21 protein-coding genes are annotated in these 16639 nt (G+C 47.1%); all 21 read left to right on the forward strand.

The window, feature by feature from the left end; translation table 11 throughout:
• Positions 1-56 precede the first annotated feature (56 nt).
• Positions 57-746, forward strand: coding sequence for a virulence protein (locus tag EFD62_RS00270; protein ID WP_128705523.1), 690 nt, complete (start codon positions 57-59; stop codon positions 744-746).
• Positions 739-963, forward strand: coding sequence for a DUF4314 domain-containing protein (locus EFD62_RS00275; RefSeq protein WP_058258341.1), 225 nt, complete (start codon positions 739-741; stop codon positions 961-963). Before EFD62_RS00270 ends, EFD62_RS00275 begins: the two co-directional genes overlap by 8 nt.
• Before the next feature lie 141 nt (positions 964-1104).
• Positions 1105-2004, forward strand: coding sequence for an amidoligase family protein (locus EFD62_RS00280; RefSeq protein WP_128705673.1), 900 nt, complete (start codon positions 1105-1107; stop codon positions 2002-2004).
• Between the two features lie 44 nt (positions 2005-2048).
• Complete coding sequence (locus EFD62_RS00285) at positions 2049-2507, forward strand: gamma-glutamylcyclotransferase family protein (RefSeq protein ID WP_128705674.1); 459 nt, start codon at positions 2049-2051, stop codon at positions 2505-2507.
• Positions 2500-2688 (forward strand): DUF5049 domain-containing protein, encoded by a 189-nt coding sequence (locus tag EFD62_RS00290; protein ID WP_128705524.1) that lies wholly within the window; start codon positions 2500-2502, stop codon positions 2686-2688. The genes EFD62_RS00285 and EFD62_RS00290 overlap by 8 nt, the downstream gene beginning before the upstream one ends.
• A 78-nt stretch (positions 2689-2766) precedes the next feature.
• A complete protein-coding gene (locus EFD62_RS00295; protein ID WP_128705525.1) occupies positions 2767-4371 on the forward strand; it encodes a terminase large subunit in 1605 nt (534 codons plus the stop codon).
• Positions 4368-5615 (forward strand): phage portal protein, encoded by a 1248-nt coding sequence (locus EFD62_RS00300; protein WP_128705526.1) that lies wholly within the window; start codon positions 4368-4370, stop codon positions 5613-5615. Before EFD62_RS00295 ends, EFD62_RS00300 begins: the two co-directional genes overlap by 4 nt.
• On the forward strand, positions 5612-6313 hold the full coding sequence (locus EFD62_RS00305) for a head maturation protease, ClpP-related (protein WP_128705527.1): 702 nt from the start codon (positions 5612-5614) through the stop codon (positions 6311-6313). The genes EFD62_RS00300 and EFD62_RS00305 overlap by 4 nt, the downstream gene beginning before the upstream one ends.
• A 20-nt stretch (positions 6314-6333) precedes the next feature.
• On the forward strand, positions 6334-7539 hold the full coding sequence (locus EFD62_RS00310; RefSeq protein WP_128705528.1) for a phage major capsid protein: 1206 nt from the start codon (positions 6334-6336) through the stop codon (positions 7537-7539).
• Positions 7540-7551: 12 nt separating this feature from the next.
• Complete coding sequence (locus EFD62_RS18190) at positions 7552-7932, forward strand: head fiber protein (RefSeq protein WP_128705529.1); 381 nt, start codon at positions 7552-7554, stop codon at positions 7930-7932.
• A 19-nt stretch (positions 7933-7951) separates the two neighbouring features.
• Entirely contained in the window at positions 7952-8272 is a 321-nt protein-coding gene (locus EFD62_RS00320; protein ID WP_058258331.1) for a head-tail connector protein, read from the forward strand.
• A gap of 1 nt (position 8273) precedes the next feature.
• Positions 8274-8609: a head-tail adaptor protein gene (locus EFD62_RS00325; RefSeq protein ID WP_128705530.1), complete on the forward strand. Its 336-nt coding sequence runs from the start codon at positions 8274-8276 to the stop codon at positions 8607-8609.
• A 5-nt stretch (positions 8610-8614) separates the two neighbouring features.
• Positions 8615-9046 carry an HK97 gp10 family phage protein gene (locus EFD62_RS00330; protein ID WP_128705531.1) on the forward strand — a complete coding sequence of 144 codons (432 nt, stop codon included), beginning with the start codon at positions 8615-8617 and terminating at the stop codon, positions 9044-9046.
• Positions 9043-9384 carry a hypothetical protein gene (locus tag EFD62_RS00335; protein ID WP_058258328.1) on the forward strand — a complete coding sequence of 114 codons (342 nt, stop codon included), beginning with the start codon at positions 9043-9045 and terminating at the stop codon, positions 9382-9384. Before EFD62_RS00330 ends, EFD62_RS00335 begins: the two co-directional genes overlap by 4 nt.
• A 3-nt stretch (positions 9385-9387) precedes the next feature.
• Entirely contained in the window at positions 9388-9978 is a 591-nt protein-coding gene (locus tag EFD62_RS00340) for a major tail protein (protein ID WP_128705532.1), read from the forward strand.
• Between the two features lie 12 nt (positions 9979-9990).
• Positions 9991-10377, forward strand: a complete 387-nt coding sequence (locus EFD62_RS00345) for a hypothetical protein (protein WP_128705533.1) — start codon at positions 9991-9993, stop codon at positions 10375-10377.
• Between the two features lie 53 nt (positions 10378-10430).
• A complete protein-coding gene (locus tag EFD62_RS18195) occupies positions 10431-10565 on the forward strand; it encodes a hypothetical protein (protein ID WP_268919911.1) in 135 nt (44 codons plus the stop codon).
• A 13-nt stretch (positions 10566-10578) separates the two neighbouring features.
• Positions 10579-13323, forward strand: coding sequence for a phage tail protein (locus EFD62_RS00350; protein WP_128705534.1), 2745 nt, complete (start codon positions 10579-10581; stop codon positions 13321-13323).
• 12 nt (positions 13324-13335) lie between these two features.
• A complete protein-coding gene (locus EFD62_RS00355) occupies positions 13336-14187 on the forward strand; it encodes a phage tail family protein (protein ID WP_058258325.1) in 852 nt (283 codons plus the stop codon).
• Between the two features lie 2 nt (positions 14188-14189).
• The gene (locus tag EFD62_RS00360; RefSeq protein WP_128705535.1) at positions 14190-16118 is read left to right on the forward strand and encodes a siphovirus ReqiPepy6 Gp37-like family protein; all 1929 of its coding nucleotides are present in this window, start codon (positions 14190-14192) and stop codon (positions 16116-16118) included.
• 15 nt (positions 16119-16133) lie between these two features.
• A complete protein-coding gene (locus tag EFD62_RS00365) occupies positions 16134-16637 on the forward strand; it encodes a hypothetical protein (RefSeq protein WP_128705536.1) in 504 nt (167 codons plus the stop codon).
• Positions 16638-16639: the final 2 nt, after the last annotated feature.

Genomic DNA, 16639 nt, shown 5'->3' on the forward strand with positions numbered 1-16639 from the left:
TCCACAGCTTTAGAGTGATATATGTAATCACCAAAAAGCTAAGGAGGCTAACGAAAATGGAAGCAAGATTCAATGTATCCGGCGAGGCAAGAAAAGCACTCGCCAAGGCAATAGGAGAAGCCCTCGGCCTTGAACCTGTTTATAAAGGTGCACCGAGCTTTGCCTATGTTGTAGGCAATATCAACATCAGCAAGGATGGGACTCTTTCATGGGATGATCGCACGGACGAGATTACCATCCAGAACTTACTGAAAAAACTTCTGGAACTCGGCTTTACCTACGAAACTGACGAAGCAGGCACCGGTGAAATGTGTGACACGCTTACGATAGAAATGCCGCTTGATGGGTTTACCGACTCAGCACTGGAGAATCTGGAACGGCTCATTGCAAGCAAAGAGTCTCTCATTAAAAAGGCAATCGGAGTAGATAAGTTGCCTATCGAGCGGACAGAAACAACAATTAGGTTTCCATGGTTCCGCTTCGGGATTGAGCCAGAGGAGCTTTCTGCTTACTCTCGCTTCATTGGTGCCCTTTGTGCAGCTGCAAAGGAACAGCACCGCGTGACTGCTAAGGATAAACCTGTTGAGAATGAAAAGTTCGCTTTTCGAGTGTTCCTGATAAGATTGGGCTTTGTGGGCGACGAGTATAAAACTGCGCGAAAAATCCTGCTCAGAAACCTATCTGGTAATAGCGCATTTAAGAATGGTGCTCCAGCCAAAGTGACGGAGGTATCAGATTATGAATAAGTTCCCTTCAAAGGAGACTGTGGAGAGACTACGAAAGCAATACCCGGCTGGAACTCGTGTTGAATTGGTACGGATGAATGACCAGTACTCCAAATTGAGACCCGGAGACAAAGGTACAGTGGACTTCGTGGATGATACGGGTACGATATTCTGTACTTGGGATAGAGGTTCAAGCCTTGGTGTCGTGTATGGTGAGGATTTAGTGAAAAAGCTGTAAAGGATTAGGCTAAGTATGGGCTCCCCTACCCATATATTTGTGTTTTTTTCTCCTGAATATTGCTTGCTATATAAGCCTTTTAGAGTGATATATGTACATGCCGAAAGGCACAAAGCATACAAGTACAGGAGGAAAATCAAGGTGTTGACAAGCAGATTTGGAATAGAAATTGAATTTACAGGTATTACGAGAAGCGAAGCAGCAAGAGTCACTGCTGAATACTTCGGTGGGACAATAACCAGCGTAGGCGATTATTACGACACAAAGAAGGTCATAGCGCCGGATGGACGAGTTTGGAAGCTAATGAGTGATGGAAGTATCTCATGCCAAAAGCGAAACGGCCGTCAAAAGGTAGCTGCTACTCGCGAATACAGTGTGGAACTGGTAAGCCCCATCCTCACCTACCGGGAGGACATAGAATGCCTGCAGGAATTAGTCAGACGGTTGAGAAAAGCTGGGGCCTTTGCAAATGCTTCCTGCGGTATACACATTCACCTCGACGGTTCCAACCACACACCAAGGAGCATCCGAAACTTTATTAACATCATCGCCAGCAAGAATGACCTCTTTTATAAGGCACTTCAAATAGCGCCAGAGAGGATGAATTATTGCAAGAAGATGGACAGTATACTGGTCGACAAAATGAACCGTCGCAAGCCTAAAACCATGCGAGCGATTGAGGAAATTTGGTATGAAGGCTACAATGAAAGCCGCGACAGGCATTATCACAACAGCCGCTACCACTTCCTGAACTTACACAGCTTTTTCACCGGTAATCACACAGTAGAGCTTAGGGGGTTTAACAGTGAGCTACATGCTGGCAAGATAAGAAGCTATGTGGTTTTAGCCTTAGCCCTTAACCATCAGGCGCTAACACAAAAATGTGCTTCAGCAAAGAAGCCGCAGACAGAGAACGAAAAGTTCGCAATGCGGACGTACTTGAACCGCATTGGCTTTATAGGTGAGGAGTTTGCAAACTGCCGCGAACACCTGACAGCACACTTGAACGGGTCGGCGGCATGGCGATTTCGGGCGGCCTGAACCGTCCGAGAAACCTAAGCTTAAGAAGGAGGATACAAAGAATAATGGATAAAAAACTGTACATTGCCTACGGCTCAAACCTTAACATAAAGCAAATGGCGAACCGGTGCCCCACAGCAAAGGTAGTGGGTGCCAGCATGCTGAAAGATTGGCGGCTCCTGTTCCGGGGCGCACATGCGGGTGCGGTGGCAACAGTAGAACCCTTTAAGGGCGGCAACGTCCCTGTATTGGTTTGGGAATTGACTTCTTCAGACGAGGCTGCGCTCGACCGTTATGAAGGCTGGCCCTTTCTTTATCGAAAGGAAACGGTAAAGGTAAAACTGGGAGGCAAGAATGTCAAAGCTATGATGTATGTAATGAACGAGGGTAGACTGCTTGGCCAGCCAAGTTGCTATTACTATACCACTATTTTGGAAGGCTATAAGGACGCGGGCTTTGACTTGGATATCCTGCGCCAGGCCACCATTGACTCTGTGGAGAAAGAGGTACCCACTGATGACTGAAAAAATTAAGGAGCAAATCCTCGCTATACGAGATAGTGGTGTCACAAATATGTTTGATGTGAATCGTGTGCAATATGAAGCAAACGAGCGCGGCTACTACGAACTGGTAGCTTACCTTATTGACCATAAAGCTGAATACTGTCGTTTCATTTTAACCGGTGAAACGCAAGAAGCAGACTAAAAGAATAAATAGGTAAAAGCAAAGGGCTTCTACGGAGGCTCTTTTCTTTTGCCTATTTTTATAAAGGAGGCGGCGCATATGCGTAAATTAAAGAAATACAAGCCAACCGCCTTCATGGCCGAAGGCTCTTATTATGATAAAGATGCCGCAGATTATGCGGTTTCTTTTATACAAGCTCTTTCCCATACGAAAGGCTCCTGGGCAGGTAAACCTTTTGAGCTAATTGACTGGCAAGAGCAGATTGTCCGTGACATATTCGGCATTCTTAAGCCTAATGGTTACCGTCAGTTTAATACGGCGTATGTGGAGATCCCAAAGAAGCAGGGCAAATCAGAACTTGCTGCAGCTGTTGCTCTTTTATTGACCTGCGGTGACGGTGAAGAACGTGCCGAAGTGTATGGCTGTGCGGCTGATCGCCAGCAAGCATCGATTGTTTTTGAGGTAGCAGCTGACATGGTACGGATGTGCCCGGCACTGTCCCGGCGTGTAAAGATACTGGCTTCAACAAAGCGACTAATATATCTTCCAACCAACAGCTTCTATCAGGTGCTGTCAGCTGAGGCTTATTCCAAACACGGCTTCAACATCCACGGTGTAGTGTTTGACGAACTGCATACCCAGCCTAACAGGAAATTGTTTGATGTCATGACAAAGGGTTCTGGCGATGCAAGAATGCAGCCGCTATATTTCCTCATCACCACGGCGGGATCAGATACCCAGAGTATTTGCTACGAAACACACCAAAAGGCGCTGGACATTATAGAAGGCAGAAAGCATGATCCTACTTTCTATCCCGTGATCTATGGTGCCAAGGAAGATGATGATTGGACTGATCCAAAAGTATGGAGGAAAGCGAATCCTTCCCTTGGAATAACGGTTGGAATTGATAAGGTTCGGGCTGCTTGTGAGAGTGCAAAGCAGAATCCGGCTGAAGAAAACAGCTTTAGACAGCTTCGACTTAATCAGTGGGTTAAGCAAGCCGTACGTTGGATGCCAATGGCAAAGTGGGATGCCTGTGCATTCCCGGTTGATGCTAACAGCCTAGAAGGGCGGGTATGCTATGGAGGGCTTGATCTTTCCTCTACAACGGATATTACAGCTTTTGTGCTGGTATTCCCACCACAGAACGAGGAGGACAAGTATGAGATACTTCCGTTTTTCTGGATGCCGGAGGATAACATTGATCTCCGAGTACGTCGTGACCATGTCCAGTACGACCTCTGGGTAAAACAGGGGCACCTTATGACGACGGAAGGAAATGTTGTGCATTACGGCTTTATTGAAAGCTTTATTGAGCAACTTGGAATGAAGTATAACATCAGGGAAATTGCCTTTGACCGATGGGGAGCTGTTCAGATGACACAGAACCTTGAGGGTCTCGGGTTTACAGTCGTTCCTTTCGGACAGGGCTTTAAAGATATGTCTCCACCTACCAAGGAACTAATGAAACTGACACTTGAGCAGAAAATCGCTCACGGCGGCCATCCTGTACTCCGCTGGATGATGGATAACATCTACATTAAGACCGATCCGGCAGGAAACATAAAGCCAGATAAGGAGAAGAGTACAGAAAGAATAGATGGCGCGGTAGCAACCATTATGGCACTTGACCGCGCCATTCGTTGTGGACATGGAAGCAGTGGCGAGTCTGTGTATAACGAGAGGGGGTTACTTATTTTATGAGTATATTTTCAGGTTTATTTCGATCACGTGATAAGCCTAAAAATCGTATTGGCAGTGCATTTTCGTTTCTGTTTGGCAGCACTACTAGTGGAAAGACAGTCAACGAACGGACGGCAATGCAATCAGCTGCAGTGTATGCCTGTGTGAGGATATTATCCGAGGCTATAGCCGGACTTCCGTTACATGTCTACCAATACCGAATGGATGGAAGCAAAGAACGTATACCACAGCACCCGTTATACTACTTGCTCCATAACGAACCTAACCCGGAGATGACTTCATTTGTGTTTCGAGAGACACTAATGAGTCATCTTTTACTTTGGGGCAATGCCTATGCGCAGATTTTAAGGAATGGTCGCGGACAGCCTATTGCACTGTACCCACTGCTTCCTAACAAGATGGAAGTTAGCAGAGCTACAAACGGAGAACTGATATACACCTACCGCAGGGATTCCGAAGAAAGTCGGCTCAATCCCAACAGCGGAACAGTGATACTTCGCAGAGATGAGATACTCCACATACCCGGTCTCGGCTTTGACGGACTTATAGGATACAGTCCTATTGCTATGGCTAAAAACGCCATCGGCATGTCGCTTGCGACTGAAGAATACGGTGCTTCATTCTTCGCAAACGGAGCAAATCCAGGTGGCGTACTGGAGCACCCTGGTGTAATCAAGGATATCCAGAGAGTCAAGGACAGTTGGAACAGCGCTTATCAGGGCAGCGGAAACGCCCATAGAATCGCTGTGCTGGAGGAAGGAATGAAGTTTCAGGTAATCGGTATTCCTCCGGAGCAGGCTCAATTCTTGGAGACACGAAAATTTCAGATCAATGAAATTGCTAGGATTTTCCGTATACCTCCGCACATGGTGGGTGACCTTGAAAAGTCCAGCTTCTCCAACATTGAGCAGCAATCACTGGAGTTTGTAAAATATACGCTTAACCCATGGGTGGTGCGATGGGAGCAGAGTCTTCAGCAATCGTTACTCTTGCCATCAGAGAAGAACTCAATCTTCATCAAGTTCAATGTTGACGGTCTGCTTCGTGGCGACTACCAGAGCCGGATGAATGGTTATGCAGTTGGACGGCAGAACGGTTGGCTGTCAGCGAATGATATCCGGGAACTTGAAGATATGAACCGTATTCCTGCCGAAGAAGGCGGAGACCTGTATCTGGTGAACGGTAACATGCTCCCTCTTTCACAGGCAGGCAATTTTTATCAAAAGGAGGTTAACAGCCAATGAAGAAATTTTGGAATTGGGTGCGAGATGAAACTACCGGAGAACGCACCTTATACCTCAACGGAGAAATTTCAGACGAGACCTGGTATGGCGACGAAGTGACGCCAAAGATGTTCAGAGACGAACTGATGGCAGGCACAGGTGACGTCACGGTTTGGATTAACTCGCCCGGAGGGGATGTGTTTGCGGCTGCGCAGATATATAACATGTTGATGGATTATACCGGCAAGGTCACAGTTAAAATTGATGGCCTTGCTGCAAGCGCCGCTTCTGTAATTGCAATGGCTGGTGGCGATGTATATATGTCTCCGGTATCCATGATGATGATCCATAACCCTTCGACAATCGCCATCGGTGATAGCGAGGAAATGCTCCGTGCCAAGGCCTTGCTGGATGAGGTCAAGGAAAGCATCATCAACGCATACGAACTGAAGTCAGGCCTTTCGCGAGCAAAGATCTCCCATCTCATGGATGCTGAGACATGGATGAATGCGAATAAGGCTATTGAACTCGGATTTGCAGATAAAGTTCTGTTCATGGAGAACGATGAGCGCATTCCTCTGGATACAGGACAAGGCCTTATATTCTCTCGTGCAGCGGTATACAACTCTCTGCTTGGGAAGATGCCCAAGAAACCAAAACCGAAAACCGGTACCCCAATAGAGCAGCTGGAAAAGCGGCTCTTTTTAATTTCTCACTAATTTAAAGGAGGAACATCAAAATGAATAAGATTCTTGAACTGCGTGAAAAGCGTGCAAAGGCGTGGGATGCTGCAAAAGCGTTCCTTGACGCCAAGCGTGGCGGTGATGGGCTTCTGTCAGCCGAGGATACCGCTACCTATGAAAAAATGGAAAACGAAGTTGTGGCTCTGGGCAAGGAAATCGAACGTCTTGAGCGTCAAGCAGTAATTGATTTAGAGCTTTCCAAAGCTACCAGCAATCCTATTACAAATGCGCCTACCAAGGTGGCTGAGGAAAAGACTGGTCGTGCATCCGCAGAGTACAAAAAAGCTTTCTGGAGTGCTATGCGTACTCGTGCAGGAGAAGGACTTGATCCAACAGTAAGAAATGCCCTACAAATCGGTACTGATTCAGAGGGAGGCTATCTGGTTCCCGATGAGTTTGAACGTACTCTTGTAGAAGCACTTGAGGATGAGAATATCTTCCGTACCCTGGCCAACGTTATCACCACTTCTTCTGGGGATAGAAAAATACCAGTTGTTGCTACTAAAGGTACTGCCGCATGGATCGATGAGGAAGGAACTATTCCTGAGAGCGATGACAGCTTTGGTCAGGTATCTATTGGGGCATATAAGCTGGGCACCTTGATAAAGGTTTCCGAGGAACTGCTGAATGACTCTGTGTTTGACCTTGAAGCTTACATCTCCAGAGAGTTCGCACGCCGTATCGGTAACAAGGAAGAAGAAACATTTTTCACTGGCGATGGCTCTGGCAAGCCAACTGGTATTCTTGCTACTACAGGAGGAGCACAAGTCGGTGTTACTACTGCAAGTGCTACGGCAATCACTATGGATGAGGTGCTTGATCTGTTCTACAGTTTGAAAGCACCATATCGTAACAGAGCAGTGTTTGTCATGAACGATGCGACTGTCAAGGCTATCCGCAAACTAAAGGATGGTCAGGGCCAGTACCTCTGGCAGCCGTCTGTTCAGGCAGGTACACCTGACACCATCCTAAATCGACCGCTTTATACTTCGGCATATGTGCCCACTATTGCTGCGTCGGCAAAGACTATTGTCTTTGGTGACTTCAGCTATTACTGGGTAGCAGATCGTCAAGGGCGTGTATTTAAGCGACTCAACGAGCTTTATGCCGTCACCGGACAGGTCGGTTTTGTCGCTACTCAACGTGTAGACGGAAAGCTGATTCTACCGGAGGCTATAAAAGTCCTCCAGCAGAAAGCTTAACGGAGGTGCACTATGAGCTATAACACTAAAAATTACACCGAACAAGGCGGAGAGAAAACTGTAATAGGCGGAACACTTGAAATCAAAGAAGGAGCTACAGTAACAGGACTCTCTGCCAATCCGCTTCTTATGGCAACGGAGGAGACTCTTGGCGGTGTAAAAGCTGCTGCCGCAGGCGAGAGTGATACCGTTGAAATTAAAATAGGCGAAGATGGGAAGCTGTATGCTCCAGCATATCCTACCGATGCTACAGAGCAAGCCGCAGGATTGGTGAAAATGGCTGCGAATCAAGCCGACAGTACAGCTGAGGACACAGCCACACTTGTAACGGACTTCAATGCGCTTCTCTCGAAATTGAAAGCGGCTGGATTAATGGTACCTGACGAAGAGTGAGCGAAAGGGGGCGTACAGCATGGCGGTATCAGATAATCTTTTACCCAAGGTCAAAGCCAACCTTATCCTCACTCACGACACGGACGATGACCTTCTATTAAGCTTCATTAGAGCCGCTGTGTCCTACGCCGAGAGCTACCAGCACGTTACTGCAGGATGGTATGAAACACACACAATGCCGCCAACCACAGAACAGGCGATTATTATGCTGTCGAGCCATTTCTATGAAAGCAGAGATGGCTCGACAGCAGGCTTTTATGCGGATAACGTTCAGGCGGGGCAACAGGTATGGAATACGGTAAATTTGTTATTAAGGCTCGACCGGGAGTGGGGTGTTTAATGTGAGCTTTGGAAAGATGAACACATTCATTGATGTTATCAGCACAGCGCCTGCCAAAGACGCAGAAGGTTTCGCTGCCGAAACTGATACCATTCTTGCATCTGTTCGGGCGTATAAGGAGGATCGCCATGGCAGCGAACGATGGAGTAATATGGCGGTGTTCTCTACGGCCTCCTCCCTATTCAGGTTCAGAAAGATACCTAACCTGGAGATTACAGCCGGAATGATTATCACCTGCGCTGAAGGTCGGTACCGGATACTCAGTGCAGAGGACGTTCGAGGTCGTGGTATGTATATCGAGGTTCTGGCCGAACGGCTGGAGCCGTCAGTGAGGTGAGATATATGGCAAAAGTCAGTATAAAGATGCCTGATGAATTCCTCCTGCGTATATCCAGACTTGGTGATCAGATAGACGTTATCGCACCACGTGTGCTCGAAGTGGGCGGCAAAGTTGTGTTGGAAAAGGTTAAAAGTAACCTTCGTACATCCATTGGCAAGGAAACAAAATACCCGTCGAGAGCAACTGGTGAGATGCTATCATCTTTGGGACTTTCGGAAGCCAAGCAGGACAGGGATGGCAACTTCAATGTTAAGGTTGGCTTTGCTGAGCCACGATCAGATGGAGAGAGCAATGCCAAGATTGCCAACATTATTGAGTACGGTAAGCACGGCCAACCTGCCAGACCCTTTCTCAGACCTGCCCGGACAGCATCCCAGAAACCATGCACTGAAGCCATGGTCGCCAAACTGGAGGAGGAAATCGGCAAGTTATGAGCATTTTATCGGAACTAAATACCCTTATATCCGCCGTGCCACTTCCTGTGGAGACCGGCGTTTTTTCAGGTATGGCGCCGGATGAATATGTAGTCATTCTCCCGCTTTCGGACATTTTCGAAGTTCATGCAGATAATCGTCCTGGCTTTGAGGTACAGGAAGCGCGGATATCACTGTTTTCAAAGGCGAATTATCAGCTGCGTAAAAAGCAAATCATTGCTGCCTTGCTGAATGCAGATTTCATAGTAACCGAGCGACGGTATATCGGACACGAGGACGATACCGGCTATCACCATTATGCCATCGATGTGGCAAAAAACTATGGATTGGAGGAATAATGTATGGCAACCATCGGTCTTGACAGACTGTATTATTCAAAGATAACCGAAGATGCCAACGGCGAAGAAACATATGGAACACCTATTGTACTCGCTAAAGCTATTACTGCCGAGCTTTCGGTTGAATTAGTTGAAGCGATACTATATGCAGACGACGGAGCTGCTGAGGTAGTGAAGGAGTTCAACAGCGGTACGCTTACCCTTGGTATCGATGATATTGGACCCACTGTTGCGGCGGATCTGACTGGTGCAACTACTGATGATAATGGAGTTCTGATTTCTGCCAGCGAGAACTCCGGGACACCGGTCGCGGTGGGCTTTCGTGCACAAAAGGCTAACGGCACATACAGATATTTTTGGTTATACCGTGTGGTGTTTGGACTTCCAGCCACTAACCTGCAGACAAAGGCTGATTCTATCACCTTTTCTACACCTACCATTGAAGGGACAGTCATGCGCCGCAATAAGCTGGATGGTATGGGAAAACACCCGTGGAAAGCAGAGGTCACCGAAGGTGATCCAGGTGTATCTTCCTCAACTATTTCAGGCTGGTTTACACAGGTATATGAACCGGTCTACACGCCGGAGCCATAGGAGGATTGAAAGATGGATACAGAAAGAAGTGCTGTTATCAATATTGGTGGTATGGAATTTGAGCTGATACTTACCACCCGAGCCACAAAAGAGATCGCTCGCCGCTACGGGGGCTTAGAGAATCTGGGCGATAAATTGATGAAATCTGAAAACTTCGAAATGGCTCTGGACGAGATCGTGTGGTTGATCACTCTGCTGGCAAATCAGTCTATCCTCGTTTACAACTTAAAGAACAAGGATAATCCTAAAGAAATTCTCAAAGAAGAAGATGTAGAGCTTCTGACTTCACCACTGGAACTGGCTTCATATAAGAGCGCTATCACTGAGGCGATGTTCAAAGGCACAAAGCGTAATATAGTAAGCGAAGAAGAAGCATCAAAAAACGTGGAAGTCGGGTAACAGACGATGAGGTCTTTACCCGACTTTACTATTACGGCACAGTGCAGATGGGCATGAGCGCAGATGAATTTTGGCTTATGCCCATCGGTCTGTTTCTTGACTTGTGGGCCTGCCATAAGCAGTGGCACGGTATTGAGAAGCCAAAGAAAACGATAACGATTGATGATATTATCCCGACGGGATTGTAGGAGGTGAAACGGTATGGCGGATAACTTTGGCCTGAAGATTGGTCTGGAGGGAGAGAAGCAATTTAAAGATGCCCTGCGGGAAATCAATCAGTCCTTTAAAGTATTAGGCAGCGAGATGACACTCGTATCCAGTCAATTTGATAAGAATGACAAATCTGTTCAGGCGATTACCGCCCGAAATGCGGTTTTGAATAAAGAAATAGATGCACAGCGTGAGAAAATCGCTACACTAAAGGCTGCATTGGACAACGCCGCCTCCTCCTTCGGTGAAAATGACAAACGCACCCAAAACTGGCAGATACAACTGAATAAGGCACAGGCTGAGCTCAACGGTATGGAGGGTGAGCTGGCTGAAAACGAAAAATCACTCCGTGATGTGAATCGCGGGTATAACGATGCTGGACAAAAGGTTGATGAGTTCGGCAATGTCGTTGAAGAATCCGTTGATGATGTCGAGGAGTCCTCAAACAAACTTGAAAAACTCGGCTCGGCGTTAAAAGGAATAGGTGTGGCCATGGGTGCCGCGTTTGCAGCTATTGGAACGGCTGCGGTTGGAGCGGCTAAAGCTCTCACTGATATGACTGTTGGTGCTTCACAGTATGCAGACGATATTCTCACCATGTCAACTGTTACCGGTATGAGTACTGAATCATTGCAAGCATATAAATATGCCGCCGAACTGGTAGATACCTCAATGGAAACCTTAACCGGCAGTATGGCGAGAAATATACGTTCCATGAACTCGGCTCGCGAGGGTACTGGTGCAGCTTCCAAGGCGTACAAAGCACTGGGCATTTCTATAACCGATGCCAACGGTAACCTCAGGGATTCAGAAACTGTGTACTGGGAGACTATCGATGCACTAGGTAACGTAGCAAATGAAACCGAGAGAGATGCTCTTGCCATGCAGCTTTTCGGCAAGAGTGCCCAAGAGTTAAATCCTCTTATTGCACAAGGATCAGAAGGTATAAATCAACTTACCGAGGAAGCCAAGGCGATGGGGGCTGTTATGAGTCAGGAATCTTTGGAAGCCCTCGGTAAGTTTGATGATTCTATGCAGCGGCTCAAGTCTGGAGGTGAAGCAGCCAAGAATGCACTTGGTATGGTGCTCCTCCCGCAGCTTCAGGTGTTAGCAGACGATGGTGTAAGCCTGTTGGGTGAGTTTACCCGGGGACTGAATGAAGCCAATGGTGATTGGACGAAAATCAGTGAGGTTATCGGCAATACCGTGGGAGGCATTGTAAATATGCTTCTGGAACAGCTGCCCGATATTATAGAATTGGCTTTGAGCATTGTAACCTCCATAGGCTCGGCGATAATTGATAACCTGCCCGTTATCGTAGACGCGGCCAGTAAAATTATAAATACACTCCTTCAGGCATTAGTAGGTGCTCTTCCGGGAATCACGGAGGGTGCTCTACAGCTTGTACTGGCGCTGGTCGACGGAATTATAGCCAATCTTCCTGCAATAGTGGAAGCGGCAGTCCAGATGATAGCGACACTTGTTACCGGCATTGCTAATGCGCTGCCTGAGCTCATACCGGCAGCTGTTTCTGCTGTAACTCAGATTGTGACGGCTCTCATAGAAAGCCTGCCGCTGCTGCTTGATGCGGCACTTCAGCTGATGCTTGGCTTGGCCCAGGGTATTGTTGAAGCTATACCGGTGCTTATTGAGTCGCTTCCTGCAGTAATTGATGCGCTTATCGGATTTGTCACAGGCGCCATTCCTCAAATCGTGGCAGTCATACCGGAGATTGTGCAGGCATTGGTTACGATGATAACCGAGAACATACCTCAAATTGTGCAGGCGGGTGTAGCTCTTTTCGTGTCTCTTGTTCAGGAGCTTCCATCCATAATTACACAGATACTTGAGGCAGTGCCGCAGATTATTGACGGAATCGTTGGAGCAGTACTAGATGCTCTGCCCCAGATTGTGCAAGCAGGTATTGAGCTTTTAACTTCCCTTGTGGATGCTTTACCAGAGATCATTGATTCGATCGTGAAGGCAATACCTGAGATTATCGATAGCATTCTTGCCGCCGTGTTTGAAGCAATACCTTTGATCGTTGAAGCAGGCATCAAGCTGCTGGTTGCACTTATCCAGAATCTGCCGAAGATCATTACTACTATTGTGGCAGCTATACCTAAAATCATAACTTCACTTGTGAGTGCCATAGTTGGAAACATTGACAAGATCATTCTTGCAGGCGTCCAGCTGCTGGTCGCTTTGGTAGCCAATCTGCCGACAATCATTGTGGAGGTTGTCAAAGCAATTCCGGAAATCATTGTCGCCATAGTTGGGGCAATAATTGAGAATATTCCCGAGATGGCTAAAGCTGGTCTTGACCTCATTAAAGGGTTGTGGCAAGGCATAAATGACGCAACTGCATGGCTGTGGGAAAAGATATCCGGTTTCTTCGGAAATGTAATGACCAAGATCAAGAACTTCTTCGGAATACACAGCCCATCTTCCCTGTTTGCAGAACTGGGTAGCAATATGGGGCTCGGCATAGGTGTTGGCTTCGAGCAGGCGATGGATCGCGTCAGTGAAGACATGAGAAAGGCTATTCCTACAGACTTCGAGGTTGATGCAGGGCTTAATTTGGCAGGTTCACTATCTCGAGGTGCAGGGGCTCTCGGAGCGAACGGAACCGTTATAAACCAGAGTATTTCCGTAGTTACACCTAAAGCCCTGTCCGAGAAGGAACTGGCACGGGAGTTTAAGAACCTGTCCCGCAAACTAGCCCTAGCATATTGAGGAGGTCGGCACATGGAGTTAACATACACGAACGCGGACGGCGAGAGCATTACACTTAAACAAAGCCGTCCGTATTTTCTTACTAAAATTGATGGTACGGGCAATATCCGTCAAACCATAAATACCTTCAAGGCACCGGATCAGGACGGTGCTTTTTATATCTCCTCCACTTTGGATATGAGAAACATTACATTAGAAGGTACGGTTATTGCGGTTACACCTGATGAAGCATACGAGCTTCGAAAGCACTTTTTAAATATATTCAGCCCGAAACTAAGAGGCACGCTTCTTTACAGAGAACGGCAGATTGCTTGTATTGTGGAGGAGGCTGGGTTCACAGTATCCACCCGACATCGAATACCGAACTTCTTTGTTAGTTTGCTCTGTCCATCGCCGTTCTTTGAAACACCTGACGAGGTGCGGCAGGAGTTGGCATCGTGGATACCGATGTTCGAGTTTGCACTGGAGATACCTGAAACAGGCATGGAGTTTGGGATGCGCCAGCCAAGCCAGATTATAACTGTGAACAACATCGGTGATGTAGCTTGTGGCTGCGAGATTGTGTTCCGGGCGCTCGGAACGGTCATAAACCCTGAGCTTTTAAATATAGATACCGGCGAGTATATACGCTTACTTACCACAATGAATGCCGGTGATGAAGTAAGGGTATACACCCACTTTGCTGGGAAACGCGTGGTTAGTGTGGATGGCTCAACAGAAACAAACGCCTTTTCGTTATTGGATACAGGTTCAACCTTTTTTCAGCTTGCTGCTGGGCAAAACATCCTGCGTTATGATGCCACAGTTAATATGGAACTGCTTGAAGTCAGTCTTTACTATCGACCGCAATTTCTGGGGGTGTGAGTATGGAGTTATATGTTTTTAATTCAAGCCGGCAACTTGCTGGTATTGTAGAGTCTTTCGAATACCTGCGTTGGACGCGGCGCTACTCTCAGTGCGGTTCTTTTGAACTAAAAGCTATAGCCACACCGGAGAATACTGCACTTCTTAAGGCTGGTAACATTCTTTGGAAGAGTGATGATGAAGAAGCCGGTATTATAGAGCATTTAGAACTGTCCCAAACCGATAGTGAAATAATCACAGCTACCGGACGATTTGCTACCTCTTTCCTGGCTCGTCGCATTATCTGGGAGACAGAGTCTCTCACAGGTGACCTGTCATCTTGTGTGGAACAGCTTCTTAATAAGAACCTTATTAATCCTTCCGATCCAGCACGGCAAATTACGGGTATTTCATTCTTATCGCCGTTTCTTGATGTGCCAATAAATACACAGATCTCGTATCGCAACCTGATGGAAGCGGTTACAGAGCTTTGTGATGCTTCGGGTATCGGAATTAAGACCGTATTCACACCGGCACAGGGGACATTTACGGTAACGCTGTATAAAGGTACAGCTTCTCAAGCAGTGTTCTCTAAGGAATATGAGAATCTGACAGAGCAGACATACACAGAAAGCGCTGCGGATTATGCCAACACTGCGCTTGTCGGTGGCGAAGGAGAAGGGTCTGAACGTACATTCGTCGCTATTACCGGCGGTTCTGGAGAGGATCGCCGTGAGATATTTGTAGATGCCAAAGACCTGCGAAAGGATGATTTCGGTACAGACTACGCTGAAGCATTGACCTTCCGAGGGCAGAGCAGGCTCAGTGAATTGGCCATACGTTATTCCTTTGATGTGTCTGTCAATCCACACGGTAACCTTGTCTACAAAACAGATTTTGACTTAGGACAGACTGTCAAAGTATTCTCAAAGCCTTGGGGCGTGTCAATGTCAACCCGTATCATGGAAATCGAGGAGACATACGATGCAACTGGCTTAAGCATCGGTGTGACGTTTGGAAAGTCGGTGCTTTCCATTGCACAGAAGCTCAACTCTGATATGAGCCAGGTTAAAACAGCCCTGCAAGCCCCGTCAGGAATATCCGAGGTGGTAGAAGTCTTAGGTGACTTAGCGGATGTAAATCCGAAGATTCAAGGAGACACCGTTACAGATACAATTAACAATCTATTCGGTAAACTTCCTGCTCTTGAGGTAAATGTAGGTGAAGGAACCATTTCTATCGGCCAATATGCCATGCACCATATGGTTCCCGGGGACACCATTTATTTCACCTCATGGAGCGGAAATAAGTTCAGCGACCAGCCAAGTGATGATGGACATGTCTTTTTAGTGAAGCATAATGGCGATAACACAGGAAATGGATACCAGCGGGCTATGGGCTTTTTCATTAGCAGGAACACCATGACGTTTTATGTAATATCGGTTTTCTTGTATAATAACCCGTCCGGCCAGGCTAACTGGTTGAGTTTTCCCCTTGGTAATCTTACAGATATTGCAGCCGCAGTAAGAGGAAGCACTTTTGCGTCTAGTATCAACAATGTTTACAATGCACCTGTATCAGGTGCGAGAATAGCCAACGGTGCTGTTACTACAGAAAAAGTGGCGCAGGAAGCTGATACATCCCTCACTTACTCACTTGGTAGTGGCGTGACCATGGGCTATAACATGTCATTTGTAAATAAGGGTGTTATTTCAATCGGGATGCAGATTAACGTAGGGGCTTCGGGAGTTCCCTCCGGCGGAACGCTTCTAACAATAACAAACCCGAACTTTTACCCCTACTCGACTGTACGTTCTGTTGCGATTACGGTCGGTGGTAGTGGTACTAGTATGCCGATTACGATTAACGCAAACGGTGTGGTGGCGAACGCCGCCGCTTCCACATTGCCTACAGGGTTTTATATTATATCTTGCTCTTACGCGAGAGCTTAACAGGAGGAAATCAGTATGGAGAAAAGCGGTTTCTTTAACTCATCTGACGGAGACAGGGTCTATGACGCGACGGATTTTGCAGCGTATTTCGGGAGCCTTGTCTCTAATGGGATATTTTATACCACTCCTACAAACTTGCAGGTATCACCTGGAACCGGTTTAGCGGTGAGCGTGGCAGCAGGAAGTGCGTGGATTAATGGTTATAGGTATGAAAATACTGATGCCATGAATATTCCACTTGCTACTGCAAACGGTAGCAATCCTCGCATTGACAGAATTGTGGTTCGGCTAAGCATGATCAACCGGAGTATTCAGCTAGCTGCTGTTACCGGAACTCCTGCAGTTACACCAACTGCACCGGCACTCACAAGAACAACTGATGTATATGAGCTTTGCATTGCAGACGTTTTAGTGCCTGCAGCTGCAACATCTATAGCTGCGAACAATATCACGGATACACGGTTGAATACGAATCTATGTGGCTTGGTGAATTCCCTTGTATCGGCGGTATATGAGTGAGG

The sequence above is a fragment of the Acetivibrio mesophilus genome (assembly GCF_004102745.1).
GTDB classification, from domain to species: Bacteria; Bacillota; Clostridia; order Acetivibrionales; family Acetivibrionaceae; genus Hungateiclostridium; species Hungateiclostridium mesophilum.